Origin of the sequence: Streptomyces chengmaiensis (assembly GCF_029846775.1) — a bacterium.
In the GTDB taxonomy this organism is placed as follows: Bacteria; Actinomycetota; Actinomycetes; order Streptomycetales; family Streptomycetaceae; genus Streptomyces; species Streptomyces chengmaiensis.
Genome location: NZ_JARWBG010000011.1, coordinates 34551 through 58772, shown reverse-complemented (window position 1 = coordinate 58772; position 24222 = coordinate 34551). Strand labels below are relative to the sequence as shown.

16 protein-coding genes are annotated in these 24222 nt (G+C 71.6%); 12 read left to right on the top strand and 4 right to left on the bottom strand.

Annotated elements, in window-relative coordinates:
- Positions 1–261: 261 nt before the first annotated feature.
- The 6 genes from QCN29_RS12000 to QCN29_RS11975 all read left to right on the top strand — a co-directional run bounded on the left by QCN29_RS12000 (position 262) and on the right by QCN29_RS11975 (position 12827).
- Positions 262–2727, top strand: coding sequence for a serine/threonine-protein kinase (locus QCN29_RS12000; RefSeq protein WP_398859178.1), 2466 nt, complete (start codon positions 262–264; stop codon positions 2725–2727).
- A 162-nt stretch (positions 2728–2889) separates the two neighbouring features.
- Positions 2890–5397: a protein kinase gene (locus QCN29_RS11995; RefSeq protein WP_279927858.1), complete on the top strand. Its 2508-nt coding sequence runs from the start codon at positions 2890–2892 to the stop codon at positions 5395–5397.
- A 199-nt stretch (positions 5398–5596) separates the two neighbouring features.
- On the top strand, positions 5597–7336 hold the full coding sequence (locus tag QCN29_RS11990) for a serine/threonine-protein kinase (protein ID WP_279927857.1): 1740 nt from the start codon (positions 5597–5599) through the stop codon (positions 7334–7336).
- A 41-nt stretch (positions 7337–7377) separates the two neighbouring features.
- The gene (locus tag QCN29_RS11985; RefSeq protein ID WP_279927856.1) at positions 7378–9141 is read left to right on the top strand and encodes a serine/threonine-protein kinase; all 1764 of its coding nucleotides are present in this window, start codon (positions 7378–7380) and stop codon (positions 9139–9141) included.
- A gap of 152 nt (positions 9142–9293) precedes the next feature.
- Entirely contained in the window at positions 9294–10907 is a 1614-nt protein-coding gene (locus tag QCN29_RS11980) for a succinic semialdehyde dehydrogenase (RefSeq protein ID WP_279927855.1), read from the top strand.
- Positions 10908–10997: 90 nt separating this feature from the next.
- Positions 10998–12827 (top strand): GMC family oxidoreductase N-terminal domain-containing protein, encoded by a 1830-nt coding sequence (locus QCN29_RS11975; RefSeq protein ID WP_398859180.1) that lies wholly within the window; start codon positions 10998–11000, stop codon positions 12825–12827.
- A 157-nt stretch (positions 12828–12984) separates the two neighbouring features.
- On the opposite strand, the gene QCN29_RS11970 is transcribed toward QCN29_RS11975, so the two are convergent.
- Entirely contained in the window at positions 12985–14112 is a 1128-nt protein-coding gene (locus QCN29_RS11970; protein ID WP_279927854.1) for a hypothetical protein, read from the bottom strand.
- A 561-nt stretch (positions 14113–14673) separates the two neighbouring features.
- Positions 14674–14967, bottom strand: coding sequence for a chorismate mutase (locus tag QCN29_RS11965; protein WP_279927853.1), 294 nt, complete (start codon positions 14965–14967; stop codon positions 14674–14676).
- 326 nt (positions 14968–15293) lie between these two features.
- On the opposite strand from QCN29_RS11965, the gene guaA reads away from it, so the two are divergent.
- The 3 genes from guaA to QCN29_RS11950 all read left to right on the top strand — a co-directional run bounded on the left by guaA (position 15294) and on the right by QCN29_RS11950 (position 18567).
- A complete protein-coding gene (gene guaA, locus QCN29_RS11960) occupies positions 15294–16889 on the top strand; it encodes a glutamine-hydrolyzing GMP synthase (RefSeq protein ID WP_279927852.1) in 1596 nt (531 codons plus the stop codon).
- 106 nt (positions 16890–16995) lie between these two features.
- Positions 16996–17856, top strand: coding sequence for a class II aldolase/adducin family protein (locus QCN29_RS11955; protein ID WP_279927851.1), 861 nt, complete (start codon positions 16996–16998; stop codon positions 17854–17856).
- A 207-nt stretch (positions 17857–18063) separates the two neighbouring features.
- Entirely contained in the window at positions 18064–18567 is a 504-nt protein-coding gene (locus QCN29_RS11950) for a DoxX family membrane protein (protein WP_398859179.1), read from the top strand.
- Positions 18568–18789: 222 nt separating this feature from the next.
- Here the strand turns inward: QCN29_RS11950 and QCN29_RS11940 are convergent, their stop codons facing one another.
- Entirely contained in the window at positions 18790–20163 is a 1374-nt protein-coding gene (locus QCN29_RS11940) for a PspC domain-containing protein (protein ID WP_279927849.1), read from the bottom strand.
- A 176-nt stretch (positions 20164–20339) separates the two neighbouring features.
- On the opposite strand from QCN29_RS11940, the gene QCN29_RS11935 reads away from it, so the two are divergent.
- The gene (locus QCN29_RS11935) at positions 20340–21647 is read left to right on the top strand and encodes an ATP-binding protein (RefSeq protein WP_279927848.1); all 1308 of its coding nucleotides are present in this window, start codon (positions 20340–20342) and stop codon (positions 21645–21647) included.
- A complete protein-coding gene (locus QCN29_RS11930) occupies positions 21644–22342 on the top strand; it encodes a response regulator transcription factor (RefSeq protein ID WP_279927847.1) in 699 nt (232 codons plus the stop codon). Before QCN29_RS11935 ends, QCN29_RS11930 begins: the two co-directional genes overlap by 4 nt.
- Before the next feature lie 58 nt (positions 22343–22400).
- On the opposite strand, the gene QCN29_RS11925 is transcribed toward QCN29_RS11930, so the two are convergent.
- Positions 22401–23528 (bottom strand): C40 family peptidase, encoded by a 1128-nt coding sequence (locus tag QCN29_RS11925; protein WP_279927940.1) that lies wholly within the window; start codon positions 23526–23528, stop codon positions 22401–22403.
- A 334-nt stretch (positions 23529–23862) separates the two neighbouring features.
- On the opposite strand from QCN29_RS11925, the gene QCN29_RS11920 reads away from it, so the two are divergent.
- On the top strand, positions 23863–24216 hold the full coding sequence (locus QCN29_RS11920) for a hypothetical protein (protein WP_279927846.1): 354 nt from the start codon (positions 23863–23865) through the stop codon (positions 24214–24216).
- Positions 24217–24222: the final 6 nt, after the last annotated feature.

Genomic DNA, 24222 nt, shown 5'->3' with positions numbered 1-24222 from the left:
GGATCGCAGAGGGGACGCATGTCGGAGGCGGAGCAGTCACGGGAGCCCCAGCGGGCGGCTGGGCCGGTTTCCGGTACGGAGCCCCGGGGGGATTCCCAGGAGCCCGGGAAGCAGCCGGAGTCGGCGGCCGACAAGGCGTCGGACGCGTCGACCGAGGCGCCTATAACCCCCGGAAGCGGCGAAGGTTCGGGCAACCGGTCCGCGGCGGCGCACGCCAAGTCGCCGCATCAGTCGACCGGCTCCGCGGCGGACACAGGCCCTGTGAAGGCCTCCGCCCCAAAGGCCGGCGCCCCTGACCCGGATGCCGAGACCGAGGCCGGCGCCGAGAGCACGACCGAGAGTGAGCCCGGCCGCCGGAGCGGGCGCACGGGCGGCAAGAAGGCCGAGACTAAGGCCGAGAGGAAGCCTGAGCAGGAGAAGCCGGCTCAGTCGGAGTCCGGGCAGGCCGAGGCGTCCCCTCCGGAGGCAGCCCCGGCAGCAGGGGCGTCGGACAGTGCTCGGCCCGAGACCGGGCGTCCGGCCACCTCCGACGCGGGCACGCAGGCCGGGGCCAAGTCCGATGCGCCCAAGTCCGGCACGGACTCGACCGGCGCGGGCAAGGCTGACTCGGGCAAGCCGGACTCGGCCAAGGGCGGTACGAGCAAGGCTGGCGCGGGCAAGGCTGACTCAGGCAAGCCGGACTCGGTCAAGGGCGGTACGAGCAAGGCCGGCTCCGGCACGGCGGGCTCGGGGAAGGGCGAGTCGGCCAAGGCCGGTGCGGGCGGCGGGCGGAGCGCGGCGTCCGCACCGGCGGCAGGGCGCGGGGCTGCCGGGGCCGACGGGCAGCTCCTTGCCGGTCGGTACAGGCTCGGCGGGGTCCTCGGCCGCGGCGGCATGGGCACGGTGTGGCGGGCCGTCGACGAGACTCTCGGCCGCACGGTGGCGGTCAAGGAGCTCCGCTTCCCCAACAGCATCGACGAGGACGAGAAGCGACGTCTCATCACCCGCACTCTGCGCGAGGCCAAGGCGATCGCCAGGATCCGCAACAACAGCGCGGTGACCGTCTACGACGTCGTCGACGAGGACGACCGCCCCTGGATCGTGATGGAGCTCGTCGAGGGCAAGTCCCTCGCCGAAGTCATCCGCGAGGACGGCACCCTGACGCCCCGCCGCGCTGCCGAGGTCGGACTCGCGATCCTCGACGTGCTGCGCTCGGCCCACCGGCAGGGCATCCTGCACCGCGATGTGAAGCCGTCCAATGTGCTGATCGCAGAGGACGGGCGGGTGGTGCTCACCGACTTCGGCATCGCCCAGGTCGAGGGTGATCCCTCGATCACCTCCACCGGCATGCTCGTCGGCGCGCCCTCGTATATCTCCCCCGAACGTGCCCGTGGCCACAAGCCGGGCCCGGCAGCCGACCTCTGGTCGCTGGGCGGGCTGCTGTACGCGAGCGTCGACGGAGCGCCGCCGTACGACAAGGGGTCGGCGATCGCGACGCTGACCGCAGTGATGACCGAGCCGCTGGACCCGCCCAAGAACGCGGGCCCGCTGGAGGAAGTCATCTACGGGCTCCTCGCCAAGGACCCGGAGCAGCGGCTGGACGACACCGGCGCCCGCAAGCTGCTGACCGCCGTGGTCCATGCCCCCGAAGCGCCGGAGCCCGCGGTTCCCGAACCGGAGTCCGATGCCACGCGGGTCATAGCGATGCCGCCACCGCCGCCGCCCGCTCCGCCCCGGGGCCCGGCCGCTCGGCCTCCGGCGCAGACGGCTGCGAAGGACCCCGCCGCCGACCGGCTGCGCGGCGCGCTCCGCTCCGTACGGAACGCGGCCGCGGCCGCGGCCGCACCGGAGCCCAAGCCGCAGCCCCAGCAGCCCGCCGGGCGGCCGGCCCCTGTGCGTGCGCCGATCACGGATGTGGTCTCCCGCCGCACCCTGGTGATCGTTGCGGTGGTGGTCGTGCTGGCCGTGCTGTCCACCGTGCTGCTGCTCACTCTGGGCGGCGGCGACGAGGGCGGCAAGGACTCCCAGGGCGACAAGAACAAGACCGCCTCCGCCGGCGCTGCGAACGGCGGCGGGGACGGCGGAGCGGCCACAGAAGGCCAGGACCCCGCCAAGGGCGGCAACGCCAAGGACACGGATTCCGGCGGCAGCCCCGGCCCGGACGGCGCTGCCGCGGAAGGCGCCGGGAACGGCGCCGGCAACGCAACCGCAGGCGACGCCGGGGACGACCCGGACGGCCAACAGGGCGACGACGGCGGGAAGAACGGCGACAAGCCGGGCGGGGAATCGCTGCCCGCCGGCTATGCGACGGTCTCCAACACCCAGTTCAATTTCACCGTCGCCATGCCCGAGAAGTTCAAGCAGACGGGCATAGCGGGCCGGAACTCCGGCGCGATATTCAGCGAGAGCGGCGGGTTCCCCCGGCTGCAGATCGACTTCACCTCCAGCCCCGGCGACGACGCCGCATGGGCCTGGCAGCAGGCCGTGTCCGGCGTCAGGGCCAGCAGCAGCGGCTACAAGCACCTCGGCATCGACAAGGTCGCGTACAACGGCTATCCGACCGTGGCCGACTGGCAGTTCGAGCGCAATCAAGGCGGTGAGCGGGTACGGGTCCTCAACAGGGGCTTCAAGGTGGACGCCCGGCACGGCTACTCGATCATGATCAGCTGCAAGGCGAGTGAATGGCAGGACGAGGAGTGCACGACGCTGCGCGAGACGGCGTTCGCCACGTTCAGCCCCAAGGACTGAGCACGACCGGACAAGGACACGTATCGTGAGAGCTCATGGACGGTACGCAGCCGTAAAAAGGCGTTGTCCGACCGGAATTGACACCGGCAGCGGCACCGCGGCGGACGGTTTCGCACAAGCCGGGTGGCCGGTCGGGTGACAGCGGGCTGGTGGGGAGGCCTTGTGGACGACTACGCGGGACGGGTGCTCGCCGACCGCTACCGCCTGCCGCTGCTGCCCTCCGACGCCTATGAACTGGGTGAGACCCCGGCGTTTGACACCTACAGCGGACATGAAGTGCTGGTGCGGCAGGTGCCGCTCCCCGAAGTGGTCGAGGCCGAGGTCCTGGAGGGCGACGGCGGCGGCCGTGAGGCAGGCGGCCCGCCGGCCGGCGCGGCCGCGCGGCGAGGCGGTCAGGGGCATACGACGCGCCGCCCCGCCGACCCCGCCGTGCGCAGGGCGGTCGAAGCCGCCCAGGCCGCAGCGCAGGTTCCCGATCACCCGCGTCTCGACCAGGTCTTCGACGTCTTCGCGGAGGCGGGCTCCCTGTGGATCGTGAGCGAGCGCGTCGAGGCCCGCCCGCTCGCCGCGCTGCTCGCCGAGAGGCCCCTCAGCCCCTATCGCGCCGCCGAGATCGCCTCTGATGTGCTCACCGCGCTGCGCGCGCTCCACGCGCATGGCTGGACCCACCGGAACATCACCGTCCGCACGATCCTCATATGCGACGACGGACGGGTGGTGCTGACCGGGCTCGCCGCCGGCGCGGCGGAGGAGGCCCTGTGCGGCTATGCACCCGCTCCGGAGCCCGGCCCGGGCCGGCCACGGACGCAGAGCGAGGCGCAGCCGGCGCAGACGCACACGCACGCCCTGGAGCCGCAGTCGCAGCCGAAGCGGGAGCCGGAGCGGGAGCGGGAGCCGGACCCAGAGCTGGAGCGGGTGCCGGAGCCGGAGGCGCAGCCCGCCGCGGTGCCCGACGTCCGCGCGGCCAGGGCCGGAGCGATCGCCGCGTACCGAGCCGGGGCACAGGCCGCCGCCCGGGCCAGTGAGGCGCGACGCCAGACAGGCGACCCCGACTGGTGGGCCCAGCCGCGGGCCGAGAGCGGCTCGGGCCGCCTTCCCGGTCAGTCCGGCGGCCACGGCGCCGGCCCGGAGGGCGGCCCCGGCCACCCCGGCGGCGGCAACCGGGTACAGCTGGCGGGCTCCTGGCACGACGGCCCGGAGCAGGGGCGGGAAAGCGGCCCCGGCCCCGCGCCGGCAGGCGGCGCGCGTGCGGCGCTGCCCCAGCCCCGCAGCCATGACGGAGCGGAGCGTCCGCCCGCCCTGCCGCCCCCGGCGAAAGAAGCGCAGGCGGGGCGTTGGGAAGAGGTCGCCGCGGAGGACGGAGCCCGCTACCGGGGCCCCGCCACGCCGTTGGCGGCCGAGCGGGCCCGCCAGGCTCGGATCGCGGTCGTCGGCGCGGTCACCGAGCGCTGGGCCCCCGAGCAGGCGGGCCCGGTGCACGAGAACTGGCAGCTCGCCGCACCCGTGGGACCGGCGACCGACCTCTGGGCGCTCGGGGCGCTGCTGTTCCGGGCCGTGCAGGGGCACGCCCCCTACCCCGAGGAGAACGCCGTCGAGCTGGTGCAGCTCGTCTGCGCGGAGCCGCCCGCCTTCGCCGAGGAGTGCGGTCCGCTGCGCCCCGTCGTCGAGTCGCTGCTGCGCCAGGACCCGACCGAGCGCCCCGACTTCGAGGAGCTGCGCGGCTGGCTGCGTTCTCTGGTGCGGTCCGCGCCCGAGCCGGACGCGGGGATGAACGTGGTGCCCGTCCCGTCGGGGCCGGTGGACGCCGCCCGCCTCCCGGTCGTACGGCGGCGCGGCGAGCTGGTGCGCCGACGTCGCGCGGGCGTGCCGGACGTCGTCCACGGCCGTCACCGACACCGCAGAGACCCGCATGGCGGCGTCCGGGAGCGGGGCCCTCGGGCGCTCGGCCGCACCTTGCTGCTGCTGATCCTGCTGTTGACGGCGGTCGGCATCGCCTACGCCGTGCTGTTTCTGCCCAAGGCCGGGACGGACAGCCCGCCGCCGGGCCGGGAGCCGACGCAGAGCAGCGGCCGACAGCAGGGCGAAACAGGAGAGGACGGAACGGGCGGTCGGCCTTCCCCGGCCGGTCCGAGCCCCGATCACACCGCCCCCGACGCCACGCCGGAGCAGCCGCCCGGCGCACAGGAACCGCAGACGTCGGCCCCGACGGGGAGCCTCCCGGACGGCTATGCCCTCCGCAAGGACCCCGAGGGCTTCCGGATAGCCGTCGACGAGGGCTGGCGGCGCAGCCCCGTCAACGACGCCGGCCAAGTCCGCTATTCGGACGGAGACTTCATCCTCATCGTCGTCCCGGGGCGGGACAGCGTGGCCGACCACGGCGATGACCCGCTCGCCTACCAGCGCGACAAGGAGCGCGAGCTCCAGCCGTTCCGGGACTCCTCCTGGGCCAGCGCGACGGGGCTGCGGCGGGTCGACGTCGGGCGACAGGCCATGGCGGAGGGCCAGTTCACCTGGCGTGACAGCAGTGGACGGGAGGTGTACGTACGCAATCTCGCGCTCATGGTCGACGGCCGTTACCACGTGATCCAGGTGATAGGGCCGGAGGCGCAGCGCGACGAGGTGACCGCGTACCACCAACAGGCCGCCGCTTCCTACCGGGTCACCCGCTGACCGTCCGTTGATCACCCGCTGTCACTGCGGCGACAGGTGCACAACTCCCGTTCGCTCAGGGCCTATCGCGGCTTCTGCACTGCTTTCTCCGGGATTTCGATCGCTTTTCTCCGTCACGGTGTGGTCACTTGGGCTGCCCCGGTTCCTTACCGGTGCTTTCTCTCCGTAACCTGTGAACCCAAGGATCGGGGCGGGGAACGTGGAACACTCTCAAGGCACGACGGAGGCGGGTCTGCTGCTCGCCGGGCGCTACCGGCTGCGCGAGTCGATCGGCAGGGGCGGCATGGGCAAGGTCTGGCGCGCGGATGACGAAGTCCTGGGCCGCGTCGTTGCGGTGAAGGAGCTGACAGCCGGACGCTACGCCTCCGAGGCCGACCGCGCGGTGTTGCACGCCCGCACCAAGAAGGAGGCCAGGGCCGCCGCGAGGATCAGCGACCCCGGCGTCGTCACCGTTCACGACGTGCTGGACCACGACGACCGCCCGTGGATCGTTATGCAGTACGTCGACGGGCCGTCACTCGCCGACGCCGCCAAGGAGACAGGGCGGATCGAGGCGAGCGAGGCCGCCCGAGTGGGGTTGCAGGTGCTGCGCGCGCTCGGCGCGGCCCATGCCGTCGGAGTGCTCCACCGCGATGTGAAGCCCGGCAACGTCCTGTTGGGGCGGGACGGCCGGGTGCTGATCACGGACTTCGGGATCGCCGCGATCGAGGGAGACGCCACGATCACCCGCACCGGTGAGATCGTCGGTTCCATCGACTATCTGGCCCCCGAGCGGGTGAGGGGACATGACCCGGGCCCCGCGTCCGACCTCTGGTCGCTGGGGGCGACGCTCTACACGGCGGTGGAGGGCGAGTCGCCGTTCCGCCGCTCCTCGCCGCTGGGCACGATGCAGGCGGTGGTGGACGAGGAGGCGCCGCCCCCGCAGCATGCCGGGCTGCTCGCCCCGGTCATCACGGCTCTGCTGTGCAAGGACCCGGCCGCCAGACCGTCGGCGGCCGAGGCGGAGCGGATGCTCGAGGATGCGCTGGAGGGGCGGACGACGACGGCGATGTCCCAGTCCGCAACGCACCGCTTCACCACGGGCTTCCCGGGCGGCACGGCCCGGGACCTCGCTCATTACGCGACGCACGGCCCGGCCCGCAACCCGGCCGCCAGGGCAGCGGACGCCGGAACGCCCCTGCACGGCACGGCGTTCCAGGGAGCGCGGCCGCCCGCGACCCCCGCCCATGCGCCGGCCCATACGCCCGCGATGGCTGCGTACCCGGCGGGGGACCGCCCGCGCCGTTCCGGCCGGCTGCGCGGTGTGGTGCTCGTCGTGGTCCTCGCGGCGCTCGTCGGAGGCGGCGCGGGCCTTGCGGTGATGAAGTACGCGGATGCTTTCGGCGGGACGGGCACAGGCGGCGACGGCGCGGGGCGGCAGACGGCCGGCAGCTCGGCGGGCCCGCAGGACTCCCCAGGCGCTCGGGAGGCGGTGAACTCCGCGGAGTGGCGGCGCGTCCAGGACCCGGAGGGGTTCAGTCTGCTGGTGCCCCAGGGCTGGCAGCGCCAGCTTGACGGCGACCAGATCGACTACACCCCCGACAACGGCCGCCATCGCATCCGCATCAGCATCGATCCGACGCCCGACTTCGAGAACCCCTATATGCACATGCTCAGCATGGAGAAGGGTCTGCAGAAGCGGCTGCCCGACTACCGGCGGATGAAGCTGGACCAGAACACCTTCCGCGACCAGACGCTCTCCGCCATCTGGGAGTTCACCTGGACGGAGAAGCAGAACCACCCCGGTCCGCGGCGCGCCATCGACCAGATGTACTACGGGGACGACGGCACGGAGTACGCGCTCTACATGTCGGGACCCGCCGACGACTGGGAAACCACCCGACAACAGTTCGACGTCATGGTGCAGAGCTGGCGACCGCCGCAGGCGACGGAGGAGTGAGGCGGTAGCATCCGCTGCCGGCCCCGGCCGACGATGTGAACATGACGAACGATGGGGGACGGGTGAACGAGCCCACCAGTTACGGACTCAGGCCGCCGAACGCAGGGCAGCCTCCGTACCAGGGACAGGTTCAGGGACCGGGACAGGGACCGGGATACGGGCAAGCGCAGGGGCAGGGGCCGGAACGGGGAGCGGGGCAGCAGAGCTCCGTGTACCAGCCCACGCAGGCGGCCCGCCCGCCCGCGGAGCCACATGTTCCGGCTCCTGCCGCCGATCCCCGCCCGGGTGCCGAACCCGGTCAGGGCCGGCTGATCGGTGGCCGCTACCGGCTTGTCTCCCGCCTCGGCCACGGGGGCATGGGCACGGTGTGGCGGGCCCACGACGAGGTCGTGGACCGTTCCGTGGCAGTCAAGGAGCCCCGCGTGCCGGAGCACTTGAGCGAGAGCCACCGGGACAACGTCTACCAGCGGATGCAGCGCGAGGCGCGCGCAGCCGCCCGGATCGAGCACCCCTCGGTCGTCACCATGCACGACGTGGTGATCGAGGACGACAAGCCGTGGATCGTCATGGAGCTGGTGCAGGGCCAGTCGCTGGCCGGCCGGCTGCGCGACGGCACCCTCGACGTACGCGAGGCCGCCCGCATAGGCCTCGCCGTCCTCGGCGCGCTCTCCGCCGCGCACGAGGTCGGCGTGCTGCACCGCGACGTCAAGCCGGACAACGTCCTGCTGGGCCGCGGCGACCGTGTCGTGCTGACCGACTTCGGGATCGCACAGGTGGAGGGAGAGCAGGGGCTGACGGAGACCGGTGCGTTCGTCGGCTCCCCGGAGTTCATCGCGCCCGAGCGGGTGCTGGGCCAGCACCCGGGGCCCGAATCGGACCTGTGGTCGCTGGGCGTCGTGCTGTATGCGGCAGTCGAGGGCATGTCCCCTTACCGCCGCTCCAACACCCCCGCGACGCTGCAGGCCGTGATCTCCGCCGAGCCGCAGATGCCCGCCCGCGGCAGCGGGGCGTTCGGGTCGCTGGTGATGCGGCTGCTGCGCAAGGACCCGGCGATGCGGCCTGACGCGGCCGAGGTCCGGCAGACGCTGGAGTCGATCGTGCGCCCGGCGCAGCCCGCCCTCGATGTGACGGCGCTGGCGTCGCACCAGGGCGGCGCAGGCGCGGCTTCGGGCGGCAGTCGGTGGGTGCCGCCGGTGCTGCACAAGAACCGCCCCGCGCAGTTCGGGCTGCTGGGCGGGGTGGTGGCCGTGGCGCTGGCGCTCCTCTTCGTGTTCCTGGATCCGCTCGGCGGCGATGAGCTGCCGGTGGGCTGGGAGGCGCGCACGGACCGGGAAGTGGTCGAGGCGAACATCGCCGTGCCGTCCGAGTACGAGAGGGTCGAGGGCGACAACGGGCGCAGCGTCACCTACTGGGATCCCAGTGGGGTGTTCACCGTCTATCTGGAGCGCATCGAGACCGCCGAGGAGGAGGACGAGCTGCCGCCGCAGGCCGACGCGTGGAAGAAGCACTATGAGAAGGGCGGCGAGGACGGCAACGAGATCAAGGATCAGAACGTCGTGTCGACCGCCTCGACGCAGCAGGGCAAGGAGGCGTTCGACACCGTCGTCGACTATGTGCCCTACAGCTCTTCCAACGACGATCCGATCCGCTACCGCTGGCAGGAACGTGTGGTCGCCACCGGCGAGGGGGGAGACCAGATCTACTGGCGGCTGCGGGTGTCGGGCCCTGCGGAGGGCTGGGCGGCGCAGGAGGGCGACCGGCTGTTCGACGGGGTCGTGAAACATCTCGACATCCAGGGGCTGTGACCGCTCCAACCCTTTGCGCGCCATGACAAGCCGCTGATCAGGGCATTTATGCCAGCGATCGCTGGCGTGGTTGCAGCGGACTGGTGAGCAGGGTGTGAAAAGGTGTTACCGGCGGGTACCAAAAGTTCCGGATGGCGCATACTCTCGGCCCCATGACGGACTCGCAGGCACCCGCCGCCTCCGGCGGCAACCCGACAGCCGCCGCTCCGGCCGGTGTGCGCACCGCGGCCGATGTCGTCACCCCGGAGGTGGTCGCCCAGCTGACCCGAGGGGTCGTCGGCTCCGGCCGCACCGCCAACCACACGCCCTTCACCGGTGAGAAGCTGGCCGAGCTGCCCGAGTCGACGCCCGAGGACGTCGCGACCGCCTTTGACCGCGCCCGCGTCGCGCAGCCGGTCTGGGCGGCTGCCTCAGTGCGCACCCGAGCCGCCGTGCTGCTCCGTTTCCACGATCTGGTGCTTCAGCGGCAGGCCGAGGTGCTCGACCTGATACAGCTGGAGACGGGCAAGGCCCGTCTGCACGCCCATGAGGAGGTCCAGGCCGTCGCCGTGGCGGCCCGCCACTACGGCCGCACAGCCCCCGCGTACCTGCGCCCCAAGCGGCACACCGGCGTCGTCCCCGTACTGACCAAGACCACCGAACTGCGCCATCCACGCGGCGTCGTCGGCCAGATCGCCCCCTGGAACTACCCGCTGGAGCTGTCCGTCGGCGATGCGCTGCCCGCCTTCGTCGCCGGCAACGCGGTGGTGATGAAGCCGGACACCGAGACCGCCCTCACCGCGCTGTGGGCGCGCGACCTGCTTATCGAGGCCGGACTGCCCGCCGAGGTCTTCCAGGTGGTGCTCGGAGACGGTCCCGTCATCGGCCCCGAGGTCGTCCGGCACGCCGACTACGTCTCCTTCACCGGCTCGACCCGCACCGGCCGCGAGGTCGCCCAGGGGGCCGCGGCCCGGCTCATCGGCGTCTCCCTCGAACTGGGCGGCAAGAACGCGATGCTGGTGCTGCACGACGCGGATGTGGACAAGGCCGCGGCCGGCGCGGTGCGCGCCTGCTTCTCCTCCGCCGGCCAGCTGTGCATATCCATCGAACGTCTCTACGTTCACGAGTCGATCGCCGACGACTTCATCGAACGCTTCGCCGCCCGTACGAAGGCGATGCGCCTCGGCAGCGCCCTCGCCTACGGGGCCGACATGGGCTCACTGGTCAGCGAGCGGCAGCTGGAGACCGTCACCCGTCATGTCGAGGAGGCCGTAGCCAAGGGCGCCCGGCTGGTGGCCGGCGGTCGCGCCCGGCCCGACGTCGGCCCTCTCTTCTACGAGCCGACGATCCTCGACAGCGTCGAGGCGCCGATGGCCGTCTGCACCGAGGAGACGTTCGGGCCGGTCGTCTCCGTCTACCGCTTCGCCGACGAGGACGAGGCCGTCCGGCTCGCCAACTCCACCCCGTACGGGCTGAACTCCAGCGTGTGGACCGAGGACGGCAGGCGCGGCCATGCCGTCGCCGCCAGGCTGCGCACCGGAACCGTGAACATCAACGAGGGCTATGCGCCCGCGTACGGCAGCGCGCAGTCGCCGATGGGCGGCATGAAGGACTCCGGGCTGAGCCGGCGCCATGGCTCCGAGGGCATCCTGAAGTACACCGAGGCCCAGACCGTCGCCCAGCAGCGGCTGCTGCCGCTGGCCCCGTCCTTCGGCATGGACGACGAGAAGTACGCGGCGTTCATGAGCGCCTCTCTGAAGGTCATGAAGGCGCTCAGGCTGCGTTGAGACTGCGCTGGGAGGAGTCCGGTGTACGAGGTGCGCGACGACGACGTGCGTGACGACGTGCGCGACAAGGGCGACGATGTGCATGGCGACATGCGTGACGACGTGCAAGGCGACATGCGTGACGACGTGCAAGGCGACATGCATGACGACGACGTGTACGACTACGACGTCATCGTCGTCGGCTCGGGCTTCGGCGGCTCGGTCTCGGCGCTCCGGCTGACGGAGAAGGGATACCGGGTCGGCGTCCTGGAGGCCGGCCGCCGCTTCACGCCGGAGACCCTGCCCAGGAACTCCTGGGACCTGCGGAACTACCTCTGGGCCCCGGCGCTCGGGCTGTTCGGCATCCAGCGCGTCCATCTGCTGGGCAATGTGATGGTGCTGGCGGGCGCGGGAGTCGGCGGCGGCTCACTCAACTACGCCAACACCCTGTACGTGCCGCCCGCGGCCTTCTTCGAGGACCGCCAGTGGGCGTCCATCACCGACTGGCGGGACGAACTCGCCCCGCACTACGACCAGGCGAAGCGGATGCTGGGGGTGCGGCTCAACCCGACCACGACCCCCTCGGACGTGCACCTCAAGGCCGCCGCACAGGCGATGGGCGTCGGCGACACCTTCCATATGGCCCCGGTCGGCGTCTTCTTCGGCGACGGCAAGGACGCGGACGGCACGGCGAAGGCGAAGCCGGGCGGGGCCGTGGACGACCCGTACTTCGGCGGCGCGGGGCCGGCCCGCAGAGCGTGCACCGAGTGCGGCGAGTGCATGACCGGCTGCCGCCACGGCGCGAAGAACACCCTCAACGAGAACTACCTCCACCTCGCCGAACAGGCCGGCGCGGTCATCCACCCCATGACGACGGCCGTCGCGATCGCCGAGGACGGGCAGGGCGGCCACAAAATCACCACGGTGCCCACGGACGCACGGCGCAGAGGACGCCGCAGGGTGCTGCGGGCGCGGTACGTGGTCGTGGCGGCGGGGACGTACGGCACCCAGACCCTGCTGCACACGATGCGCGACCGCGGGCTGCTGCCGCGCATCCCTGCCCGGCTCGGCGAGCTGACCCGCACCAACTCCGAGGCGCTGGTCGGCTCCCAGACCACCGACCGCCGCTACCGGGCGAAGCACGGCGTACGGAAGGCGGACTTCACCCGGGGCGTGGCGATCACCTCGTCCATCCACCCGGACGCCGACACCCACATCGAACCGGTCCGCTACGGCAAGGGCTCCAACGCGATGGGCCTGCTGTCCACCCTCCAGGCGCCGTACGCGGAGCGCCGGGTGCGCGGCTGGCTGCGCAACGCGGTCCGGCACCCCTGGCTGCTGGCGCGCTCCCTTTCCAACAGACGCTGGTCGGAGCGGTCGATCATCGGCCTGGTCATGCAGTCCGTGGACAACTCCCTGACCACCTACCGCAGGCCGCGCGGCCCCGGGAAAGGGCTGCTGACCGCCCGCCAGGGCCATGGCGCCCCCAACCCCAAGCAGATCGCCGAGGGCACCCGTGCGGCGACCCTGCTCGCCGAGGAGATCAACGGCTTCGCGGGCTCGAACGTCGGTGAACTGGTGGGCACACCGCTGACCGCGCACTTCCTGGGCGGCTGTGTGATCGGCGCGTCGGCGGAGGACGGGGTGATCGACCCGTACCACCGGCTGTACGGCCACCCTGGCGTCTCGGTCGTCGACGGCGCGGCCGTCTCGGCGAACCTGGGCGTCAACCCGTCCCTGACGATCACGGCGCAGGCCGAGCGCGCGATGTCCTTCTGGCCCAACAAGGGCGAGCCCGACCCGCGCCCCGCGCAGAGTGAGCCGTATCGACGCCTCGCGCCCGTGGCCCCGGCGTCGCCAACGGTCCCGGCGGACGCGTTCGGCGCGTTGAAGTTGCCGTTCCTGGGGATTCCCGCGGTCCCGCCGAAGCGCGGGCAGTAGTCCGACACGGTCCGCCCGGGCCCGGCGCCGGTCCGCCCGGGTCGGTACGGGTCCGCCCGGGCCCGCGCCGGGCCGAACCAGGCAGGACGCGGACAGCGGAAAGGCGCTGCACCCCCCTCCGAGTGCAGCGCCTTCCCCGTCTGTGCGGCGGTGTGCCTTACGCGGCCGCGCCGTTGCCGCGCCGCTTCAGCGCGAAGACCACGCCCGTGCCGGCGACGATGGCGATGCCACCGGCGATGCCGATGGTCGGCAGCATGGAGTTCGAGCCGGTCTCGGCGAGGCTGCCGGTGACCGGGAGCTCCTTGGCCCCACCCTGCGGCTTCGGGCTGTTCGGCTTCTTGCCCTCGGGCTTCTCACCGCTCGGCTTGGCCTCGTCCACGTCGCCCGGCTTGCTTTCCTTGGCCAGGACGGTGAACGCGTAGGAGTCCCCATTTCCGTTGCAGGACGTGCCCTCACCGGCGTAGATGGCGCTGCTCAGGGCGAACGAGGAACCGGCCGGGGCCTTGGCGTCGATGCGGACACGCAGGTCCATCTCGGCGGTCTCACCCTTCGCCAGGTCGTCGATGTAGCCGACGAAGCTGCCGGTGACGAGCAGTTCGCCTTCCTCGTCCTCGAAGAGCTCCTGGTAGGAGTCGGTCCACTGGCCCGTCTCGGGGTCCTTGAACTCGATCTGCGCGAGTTCCAGCGCGAGGGAGTGCTCCAAGTTCGTGTCGTCGTCGTACTCGGTGTACGTCTCGATGTAGACGTCCGTGAGGTCGGCGTCCGAGTCGTTCGTCACCGAGTAGGTGAAGTTGTGCCAGCCGGAGCCCGCGACGATCTTGCTGGGCAGACCGGAGACGCTGACCTGGAGGTTCTCGTCGAGGTCGAAAGTCTCACACTCGAAGGGAGTCCACTTGCTTTCGGCGTCCGGCGTGCCGGACTCGTTCTCGGGCTTGTCGTCACCCTCGGTCTTGGGCGTCTCGGAGGTCTTGTCGTCCTCCTTCTTCTCGCCCTCGGCCTCACCCTCGGGCTTCTTCTCGCCCTGGGCCTCGGAGGCGGACGTGTCGTTCTCGGACTCGCCGCCCGTCTCCACCGTCGCGTCGCCCTCGGCGGCCTTCTCGGCCTGCTCGGACTCCTCGGCCGGGGGCTCCGTCTCGTTCTCCGTGGACGGGGTGTTCTCCTCCTGCGGCGTCTCGGACGCCGACTCGGAGGCGGTGGTGCCGTTGTTGCCGTCAGTCGCGTAGGCGGCCGGAGCAGCCAGGAACGCGGCGGGAGCTATGACAGCGGTCGCAGCGGCGACAGCCATAGCGCGGCGAAGTTTCAAAGTGACCTCAGTGAAGTCCGGCGTGCCACCCGTCGGGAGGCACGAAGCGGTGGGCCTCGCCCGGAGATGTCACGGGCGAGGCTCTTGGTTCCGCATGCATGACCTGCGACGGATGAAATTGGTTGCAGGGGAACTCACAGAAACTTTATGTGGCTTGCATCACGTTGAGCGCCGTCCGTGTTGCTCCGCATCGAAGGCTGAGACCGAGCCGTGAAGGCTTCCGGGCGGACGGGGTGCACATGGGCAAGGGCCCCGCGGTCTGACCGCGGGGCCCTTGACGGACTCTGGTTTTCCGGACCGGTTGCGGTCGGCTCCGGGCGTCCCCGGAGCCGACCGCTCTTTGGAGTGACCGGGCTGCTGTCCCCTGCCGACCGGTCACGCGCGCTGGGGCGAGGTCCCACGACGTGCCTGCGACACGTCACACGCTCCAGCGGAGCCACGCGTGGTTTCCTTCGAGGCCCGCCCCTGGCTGGCACGGACAATCGGACAACGACCGCCCGCGTCCTGCGGTCACGCTCCGTACGAGTGAGGATGCGCCCGAACTCAGATGCGGCCCCGGCACAGCTCCAGCAGGGTCATCGCCAGCGAGGTGCCCGGCTTGCCCAGAGCGTCGCGGTAGTGGGCGAGCACCTCCATCTCCCGCGCGAGGTTCACCCGTCGGCCGCCCGAGGAGATACGGGCGTCCTGGATGACGGCTGAGACGGCCATACGCTCCTGGATCAGGCCGATGATGCGGTCGTCGAGCGCGTCGATGCGCTCCCGTGCGCCGCTGATCACGGTGGCGGCCTCATCGGTGCGCGCGCCGGTGTCGGTCGCCGTGGCTGTGGTCGAGGTCATGGTCGGGGCTCCTGTCTGCAGTGCTCTGCTGTGTCGGAGCCCCGGGACGGTACGGCCCGGAAACGGCAGGCGCCCCGGGCCTTGTCGGCCCGGGGCGCCTGGGAAGTCGCTTGTCAGTGGCTCAAGCAGCACGACCATGGCAGCCGGTGGGCCGGTTGCCATAGGTAAAGACGAAGGTCTGCTGCGTGCGCATGCGCCCAGTATGGCCCTTCCGAACGCGCGGGGGCCAAGCCGGGTTCGGATGGTGAGACGAAGAGAGGGCTGACCGCGCCGGTAGAATCGACAGCGAGAACCCCTCCTCCCACCACCGCCGGAAGGCCGCCGTAGTGTCCTCAGCGCCCCCTGCTGCCGCGCCCGCACCCAGCCCGGACGTCGTCCTCGTCGTGGACTTCGGCGCGCAGTACGCCCAGCTCATCGCCCGTCGCGTCCGTGAGGCACGGGTCTACAGCGAGATCGTCCCCTCCACCACGCCCGTGGCGGAGATGCTGGCCAAGAAGCCCAAGGCGATCATCCTGTCCGGCGGACCCTCGTCCGTGTACGAGGAAGGCGCCCCCCGGCTGGACCGGGAGCTCTTCGAGGCCGGGGTCCCGGTCTTCGGCATGTGCTACGGCTTCCAGCTGATGGCGACCACGCTCGGCGGCACCGTCGACAACACGGGGGCGCGCGAGTACGGCCGTACCCCGCTGTACGTCAGCCACTCCGGCTCCACGCTCTTCGAGGGCACCCCCGCCGAGCAGTCGGTGTGGATGTCCCACGGCGACGCCTGCTCCGCCGCGCCCGAGGGCTTCGCCGTCACCGCCTCCACGGACGTCGTGCCGGTCGCGGCCTTCGAGAACGACGAGAAGAGGCTGTACGGCGTCCAGCACCACCCCGAGGTGATGCACTCCACCTACGGCCAGCAGGTGCTGGAGCACTTCCTCTACCGGGGCGCGGGCATCCAGCCGAACTGGACCACCGGCAATGTGATCGAGGAGCAGGTCGCGGCGATCCGTGAGCAGGTCGGCGACAAGCGGGCGATCTGCGGACTCTCCGGAGGCGTCGACTCGGCCGTCGCGGCCGCGCTCGTCCAGAAGGCCATCGGTTCCCAGCTGACCTGTGTGTACGTCGACCACGGGCTGATGCGCAAGGGCGAGACCGAGCAGGTCGAGAAGGACTTCGTCGCGGCGACCGGCGTGCAGCTCAAGGTCGTCGACGCGCAGGACCGCTTCCTCAAGGCGCTCGCCGGGGTCTCCGACCCGGAGGAGAAGCGGAAGATCATCGGTCGGGAGTTCATCCGGGTCTTCGAACAGGCGCAGGCCGAGATCGTCGCGGAGGCCCGGTCCGGCGAGGACGTCGCCTTCCTCGTGCAGGGCACCCTGTACCCGGACGTGGTCGAGTCCGGCGGCGGCGCCGGCACCGCCAACATCAAGTCCCACCACAATGTGGGCGGACTGCCCGAGGACCTTGAGTTTGAGCTCGTCGAACCGCTGCGCAAGCTGTTCAAGGACGAGGTCCGCATGGTCGGCCAGGAGCTCGGGCTGCCCGAGGAGATCGTGCAGCGCCAGCCCTTCCCGGGGCCGGGGCTGGGCATCCGCATCGTCGGCGAGGTCACGCGCGACCGGCTGGACCTCCTGCGGGAGGCCGACGCCATCGCCCGGGAGGAGCTGACCGCCGCCGGGCTCGACCGGGACATCTGGCAGTGCCCGGTCGTGCTGCTCGCCGATGTGCGCAGCGTCGGCGTCCAGGGGGACGGCCGCACCTACGGTCACCCGATCGTGCTTCGGCCCGTCTCGTCCGAGGACGCGATGACGGCCGACTGGACGCGGATGCCGTACGACGTGCTGGCGCGGATCTCCACCCGCATCACCAACGAGGTCGCGGACGTCAACCGCGTCGTCCTGGATGTGACGAGCAAGCCGCCGGGCACCATCGAATGGGAGTGAGCCCGCTGCTCTGACGGGCGCTTCGACGCCGCTGTCCCCACCGCACGGGGACGGCGGCGTCGTGCTGTCTATGGCCAGTTGCCGCGGCCGGAGCTACCTTCCGGCCATGACCGAGACGCCGCCACGTCCACCCTCACCCCCACCTCCGCCGCCCCCGGAGCCGCCTGAAGTGCAGGCGCCCCAGCGCGTCCCCGTCGAGCAGCTCCGATTCGCGATGCCGCCCGAGCACGGTTCCCCGGAGGACGAACGTGTCTCCCGCAGGGAGCGGCTCGCGGCCGCCCTCCGGCTCTTCGGTCGCTTCGGATACGAGGACGGGGTCTCGGGCCATATCACCGCACGGGACCCGGAGTTTGCCGACTGCTTCTGGATCAACCCCTTCGGGGTGCCCTTCGCCCAGATCACCGCTGGGGAACTGCTGCTGGTCAACAGCGCCGGGCAGGTCGTCGACGGGTGCCGCCGCGTCAATCAGGCCGCGTTCGCCGTCCATGCGGCGGTCCATCTCGCCCGCCCCGATGTGATCGCCGTGGCGCACACCCACTCGGTGCACGGGCGGGCGCTGGCGGCGCTCGGCGAGCTGATCGACCCGATCACCCAGGAGGCATGCGCCTTCTACGAGGACCACGCCCTGGTCGACTCCTATACCGGGGTGGCCGTCGACCAGGCCGAGGGACGCCGGATCGCCGCCGCGCTCGGCGGGCGCAAGGCCGTCATCCTGCGCAACCACGGCCTGCTCACCGTCGGCGACTCGGTCGACGCGGCGGCCTGGTGGTTCATCTCCATGGAGCGCTGCTGCCGCATCCAGCTGCTGGCACGGGCGGCGGGCAAGCCCGTCCTCATCGGGGCGCGTGACGCGGCGGCCACCCGTGAGCGGCTGGGCAGCGACCTGGTCGCCTGGATCAGCTACCAGCCGTTGTGGCGGCAGATCAGCCGGGAAGAGCCCGATCTGCTGAGGCCGCACTCAGTGTGAGGTGGCGGTTTCCGAGGACGGCCGCTTCGCAGAGTCCCCCTCTGGGTGGTATCCGGTGGTATGAGGCGGCATCCCGTGGCATTCGGCGGTATTTACGGTGAGCCACCCTGGGCCCGCATACGTATGGTCAGTTGATGGGTCAACTGTAGGCGTGACAGGCAGGGCAAGGTGGGACAGGTGGGACCGACGATGGCACCGATGCAGCGGATGACTGCGACATACGGCATGGCGGACGGGGGCAGACAGGGCGGCTGGAAGGAACTGGCGAGCAGATACGCCCTGTTGCCGCTGCGCGTTTTCCTCGGCGTGACCTTCATCTACGCCGGGCTCGACAAGATCACCGACAGCAGCTTTATGTCGGCCAGCGGCCCCGGCTCGATCGGCGAGATCATGAACTCTGTGCGCGACTCCTCCGCCGTGCCCTGGCTGGTGGACCTCGCCCTGGAGAGCCCCGTGGGCTTCGGCTACGCCATCGCTTTCGGGGAACTGGCGGTGGGCATCGGCACGCTCTTCGGGATCGTCGCCCGCCTGGCCGCCGCCGGCGGTGCGCTGATCTCGCTCAGTCTGTGGCTGACCGTCAGCTGGCAGACGGAGCCGTACTACTACGGCAACGACCTCGTCTATCTGATGGCCTGGCTGCCGCTGGTGCTCGCAGGGGCGTCCATGTTCTCGGCGGATGCGCTCTGGGCTGAACGGCGACGTATGCGGTAGTGCACCCAGGCCGTCGCCCCGGCCAGGAACAACCCGCCGAAGACGACCGGGAACGCCGCGAACCAGGGTGTGTGCCAGGCATCCGCCGCATCGCCCGCGTACAGCAGCGCGGCGGTCAGCGCGGCGAACCCCGCGATGAGCCTCGCGGGCCGGAACGGATGCCGGAACCGGACGCCGCTCTCGCGGTCGGGACCGTGGTCCCGCCTCGGTCCGTGGTGTGAATCAGGGTGCTGCACGGGTGACCTCCACCTGTCCGATGCCCACTTCAAGGCGCAGCTCCAGCGTCCCGGACGGCCGTGCGCCGTCCGGGGCGGGGAGCCGGTGCTCCCGCTCCAGCCCGGGCTCGACGTCTATGTCGTCCGCCGCGTCACCCGGCAGCTGTATGTCGCCGAGGCCGGCCTCGACGTCCAGCGTCACCGGAGTGTCCTGGGGCAGCACGACTCTCAGCTGGCCCGCCCCGACCTCCGCGGACGCCGATACCGTGCGGCCCGCCGGGACGGTGAGGGCGGAGAGATCGAGCGTGCCGACGCCGGTGCCGAGCTCGTACCTCGACTGCACAGCGGAGATGGTGTCCGGCCGCCACTCGGTGCGGACCCAGTGCGTACTGATCTCCTTGGGCAGCGCCGCCGCACCGGCCAGCAGCACCGCCGTGATCACGGTGAGCAGGACGGTGCCAAAGCCCGTGCGGCCTATCAGCGCGCTGACGAGCAGCCCGAGCCCGAAGACCGCGAGCGCGCAGACGAGACCGATCTGCAGACTGGTGCCGAGCGGATTCCCTTCCCAGGAGAGCGCGGTGCCAAGTCCGCCCGCGATCAGGGCGAGCAGAAAGGTGAGACCGCCGATGCTGCGCGGGCCGCGCGGCGGGCGGGGCGCTGCCCAGACATCGCGGCCGCTGCGGAAGAGCGGCGCGCCGTCGTCGGCAGCGGCCGCACCCTCCGGGCCCCACAGATAGCCCGTGGGAACGGGGCCCGTGCTGCCGTCCTTCACGATCGGGTCGCGCCACCAGGAGGGACTCTCGGGGACCGGCGGCGCGGTGGCCTCCGGCGGGGCCTCGGCCGCGGCCTGCGCGGCGGCGGGGTCCAGCGGCACGCCGTCCGGAGCGCCGACCCTGCGGCGGTGGGACCAGTAGGCGGCCCAACCGGCGGCGATGGACAGCAGCACGGCGAACGACAGCATGTTGTCGTTCTGGAGCATCGACAGCAGCAGCCCGCAGCCGACGAGCGCCATCAGCACCGCGGCCAGCGACGCTCCGGTGACCCGGCCCGACAGCAGCCGGCGGGCCTCGTTCTCCTCCTCGCCCTCCATCGGGATCAGCAGCCAGGCGAAGCCGTAGAAGACAAGGCCGATGCCGCCCGTGACGGAGAGCACCCCGACGACGATGCGGAATATCACCGGATCGATGTCGCAGTACCGGCCGAGGCCGCCGCACACGCCCGCGAGCGCCTTGTGCTCCGCGGACCGCCGCAGCGGACCCGCCGCGGGGACCGCCGCAGCCGCCGAGGCCTCCGCGGAGTCCGCATGGACATCCGGATCGTCGGATGCCCCATGCGGGCGCGAGGCGCGGTGGCCCTGGGGCGGAGTGGTCGGCTGGTTCATATGTCCATGGTGACGGGCAGCGCGGCCGGGCGGCACCCGGCCCGACCCTGGCCGTTCCCTGATATCGGCCCCTGGTCCGCATCGGGGCTCGACCGGACCCGCCGGGGCGGTATCAGGGTCGGGTCAGGGGTCGGCCCTGATACCGGCGCCCGCCAGGACGTGTGACCATCGGAGGCATGCCCGCCGTCATGCCCCGAGCCGCTGCTCCCTCCCGCGCCCCTGCCCCGGAGGAGCAGCCGGCGCGCAAGCTGTACCGCAGCGCCGACGGGCGGATGCTCGGCGGCGTCGCCCGCGGTCTGGCCGGGCACCTGGGCCTCCCCGTCGTCTGGGTGCGGCTGGTCTTCCTGGCGCTCTTCCTGGCCGACGGCCTCGGCGTGCTGCTGTACGCGGTCTTCTGGATCGTCGTGCCGCTCGGCGTCGGCGGCAGGACCGCCGAGCCCCGCTCCGTCTTCGAGACCACCCCGGACGGCCGTCGCAGGCTGCGCAAGCCCGACAAGGGCCAGATCGTGGCACTGGTCGCTCTGCTCATCGGCACGGCGATCTTCGTCGGCAGCGTCGACATGGGCGGCAGCACCGGCCGCTACATCTGGCCGATCCTGCTCGTCGGCGCGGGCGTCGTGCTGGTCTGGCGGCAGGTGGACAACGCCCGCCGCGCCCGCTGGGCCGATCTGCCCACGGACAGCCGTCGCCGCGGGCTGCTCCAGATCGGCCGGGCGGTCGCCGGAGTCGCCCTCGTCGGCATGGGGCTGACCGTCTTCGTCGTGGTCCGCGGCTCGGCCGCACAGCTGGGCAATGTGCTCACCGGCGCCATTGCCGTCATCGCCGGAGTCGCCCTGCTCGCCGGGCCCTGGCTGGTGCGGATGACCCAGGATCTCTCCGAGGAGCGCACGATGCGCATCCGCGCCCAGGAGCGCGCCGAGGTCGCGGCCCACGTCCATGACTCGGTCCTGCACACGCTCACCCTCATACAGCGCAACGCCCATGACGGCTCGGAGGTCCGCAGGCTCGCCCGCGCCCAGGAGCGCGAGCTGCGCAACTGGCTCTACAAGCCGGAGGGCACCGGCAAGGAGGAGGCCGACGAGCCCGACTCCCTCGCCGAGGCCGTCAGGAAGTCCGCCGCGGAGGTCGAGGACAAGCACGGTGTGCCTCTCGAGGTCGTCGTGGTCGGCGACTGTCCCCTCGACGAGGGACTGGGCGCCCAGATGCAAGCCGCGCGCGAGGCGATGGTGAATGCCGCCAAGTACGGTGGCGGAGGGGGGCCCGTCCAGGTCTACGCGGAGGTCGAGGGGCGTACGGTCTTTGTGTCCGTACGGGACCGGGGCCCTGGCTTCGACCTGGACGCGGTGCCCGGCGACCGGATGGGCGTCAGAGAATCGATCATCGGCAGGATGCAGCGCAACGGGGGCGCGGCGCGGCTGCGTTCCGCGCCCGGGGAGGGCACGGAAGTGGAGCTCGAGATGGAGAGGGCGGCGAGCGAGGAATGACCGAGGAGACCACTGTCGAGGCGACGGCGGCCGAGCGGCGGGTGCGGGTGGTGCTCGTCGACGACCACCGGATGTTCCGCACCGGAGTGCAGGCCGAGATCGGTCAGACCGAGCGGACCGGAGTGGAGGTGGTCGGCGAGGCCGCCGATGTCGACCAGGCCGTCACCGTCATCACGGCCACCCGCCCCGAAGTCGTGCTGCTCGACGTCCATCTGCCGGGCGGCGGCGGGGTCGAGGTGCTGCGCCGCTGTGCCCCGCTGATGGCGGCCGCCGAGAATCCGGTGCGCTTTCTGGCGCTGTCCGTCTCCGACGCCGCCGAGGATGTCATCGGTGTGATCCGAGGCGGCGCCCGCGGCTATGTCACCAAGACGATCACGGGCACGGATCTGGTGGATTCGATCTTCCGGGTGCAGGAGGGCGACGCCGTGTTCTCACCGCGGCTCGCCGGGTTCGTCCTGGACGCGTTCGCCTCCACGGACGCGCCTCCCGTGGACGAGGACCTGGACCGGCTGACTCAGCGGGAGCGCGAGGTGTTGCGGCTGATCGCCCGCGGTTATGCCTACAAGGAGATCGCCAAGCAGCTGTTCATCTCGGTGAAGACCGTCGAGTCGCATGTCTCCGCGGTGCTGCGCAAGCTCCAGTTGTCGAACCGCCATGAGCTGACGCGCTGGGCGACCGCCCGTCGGCTGGTCTGATCAGCCAGCCAGCCAGCCAGCCAGCGAGCCCGCCGGCCCGCCAGTTCGCGGACCCGGCTCATGCGGGGCGGCTCGCGCCCGCGAAGGGCATCTGGTCGATCGGCGCGATCCGCACCGCGTCGCCGGGCCTGGGCGCGTGGATCATCTGGCCGTTGCCGATGTAGATGCCGACATGGCTGACGCCGGAGTAGAAGAAGACCAGGTCGCCCGGGGCGAGTTGGGATCGGGTGACCCGCCGGCCCGCGTTGATCTGGGTGTAGGTGGTGCGCGGCAGGGAGACCCCGGCGGAGCGCCATGCCGCCTGGGTGAGCCCTGAGCAGTCGAACGACGACGGGCCGGTCGCGCCCCACACATACGGCTTGCCAAGTGCCCCGTAGGCGTAGGAGACGGCCTGAGCGGCACGGGAGTCGGCGGCCTTCGGGGTGGACTCGGCAGGTGTCCGGGCGGATGTCTGCGCGGGGGCCGACGGGGCGGCCGCCCCGGTCTGCTGCGCGACGCGTGCCCCGGAGGGGCGCAGGGCAGCCGCCGCGGCGCCGCTGCTCTCGCCCGCCGCGACGCCTTCGTACGCGGCGCGCTGTTCGGCGGTCAGCCGGTCCAGCATTCGCCGGGCGGCCGCGAGCTTGTCCCGGGCGGTCGTCTTGTGCCTGGCGAGGTCGGACTGCCGGGTCCTGAGGGTCTCCACCCGCTCTTCCGCACGCGCCTTGAGCTGCCCGATCTCCACGAGCTGCCGGTGCACCCCGGCGATCGCCCCGGCCTGCAGCTCGCCGACCCGGCCCGCGAGCTCGGCCCGTTCCAGATACTCGTCGGGGTCCGAGGTGAGCGCGAGCTGCATGCCGGGGTCCATGCCCGCCGCCCGGTACTGGGCGGCGGCGAACGACCCCAGCCGGTCCCGTGAGGCATTGAGCTTCTCGGTCTTCCGCGCCGCCTGGTCGCGCAGTTGGTCCAGTTCCCTGCGAGCCTTGGCGGTGGTCTCCTGCGCGCCGTTGTGCTTCTCGGCCGCCGCCTCCGCCTCCTGGTAGAGCTGGTCGACCTTGGCCTTGATCTGCGCGGGCGTGAGGGCCGGCTCCGCGTGGGCGCCGCCTTCGAAAGCGGTCGCCGTGGCCGCCGAGGCGAGGGCGAGGGTGGCTGCGGTGCGGGCGGCGGGCCCGGCCAGGGGGTTCTGCTTGGGTTTCCGGTGCGCTGCCACGACGGCGTCCACATCCTTCCGTTCTCCCTGCGGACCCGGCGGCGGACCGCACAGGGGGAGCGGGCCGTCGCCGGGTCTTGGGCGGGGCAGCCGACGGCCGCCGGGGCGGCCCGGCGGGTGGTGGGAGTCGGCCACCTGCCGCAGGACGCTAGACCTGGCGGTCACGGCCGAGCGCCGTATGGACCGTTATTGCCCGAAGGTGGACAGGGGGGTGCGCATTGAGACCGGGTGGATCATGGTGCGGGGCCCTTTGCCGCCGGGGGCTGACCAATGCACGGGAAAGCCCTCGACCCGCCAGGAGGGGGGTGCTATAGGCCGGGCTAGGCTCCGCTTCATGGACGTACTCATCAATGTCTTCGTCGCCCTGCACATCATCGGCATCGCCTCGCTGCTCGGCGGCTTCCTGACCCAGATGAAGGCGATGAGCGCGGGCACGGCGCGCTTCACCCCGGCGATGCTGCACGGCGCGCTGACCATGCTGATCACCGGGGTGGCGCTGGTCGGCCTCAACCAGGCCGACGATCAGTCGGTGAACAACCTCAAGGTCGGCATCAAGCTGGTGATCCTTGTCGTCATCCTGGGCCTGGTGTACGTGAAGCGGGATGAGGAGAAGATCGACAAGCCGCTGTTCGGCGCGGTGGGCGCGCTGACGACGGCCAATGTCTTCATCGCCACCCTCTGGACCTGAGACGCC

Bases quoted from the DNA above. Each gene is read 5' to 3' on its own strand.
- QCN29_RS11935 (WP_279927848.1), top strand. From the start codon at position 20,340: ATGCCCGCCGTCATGCCCCGAGCCGCTGCTCCCTCCCGCGCCCCTGCC.
- QCN29_RS11930 (WP_279927847.1), top strand. From the start codon at position 21,644: ATGACCGAGGAGACCACTGTCGAGGCGACGGCGGCCGAGCGGCGGGTG.
- QCN29_RS11980 (WP_279927855.1), top strand. From the start codon at position 9,294: ATGACGGACTCGCAGGCACCCGCCGCCTCCGGCGGCAACCCGACAGCC.
- QCN29_RS11950 (WP_398859179.1), top strand. From the start codon at position 18,064: ATGACTGCGACATACGGCATGGCGGACGGGGGCAGACAGGGCGGCTGG.
- QCN29_RS11975 (WP_398859180.1), top strand. From the start codon at position 10,998: ATGCGTGACGACGTGCAAGGCGACATGCGTGACGACGTGCAAGGCGAC.
- QCN29_RS11940 (WP_279927849.1), bottom strand. From the start codon at position 20,163: ATGAACCAGCCGACCACTCCGCCCCAGGGCCACCGCGCCTCGCGCCCG.
- QCN29_RS11970 (WP_279927854.1), bottom strand. From the start codon at position 14,112: ATGGCTGTCGCCGCTGCGACCGCTGTCATAGCTCCCGCCGCGTTCCTG.
- QCN29_RS11920 (WP_279927846.1), top strand. From the start codon at position 23,863: ATGGACGTACTCATCAATGTCTTCGTCGCCCTGCACATCATCGGCATC.
- QCN29_RS11955 (WP_279927851.1), top strand. From the start codon at position 16,996: ATGACCGAGACGCCGCCACGTCCACCCTCACCCCCACCTCCGCCGCCC.
- QCN29_RS11985 (WP_279927856.1), top strand. From the start codon at position 7,378: ATGACGAACGATGGGGGACGGGTGAACGAGCCCACCAGTTACGGACTC.
- QCN29_RS11965 (WP_279927853.1), bottom strand. From the start codon at position 14,967: ATGACCTCGACCACAGCCACGGCGACCGACACCGGCGCGCGCACCGAT.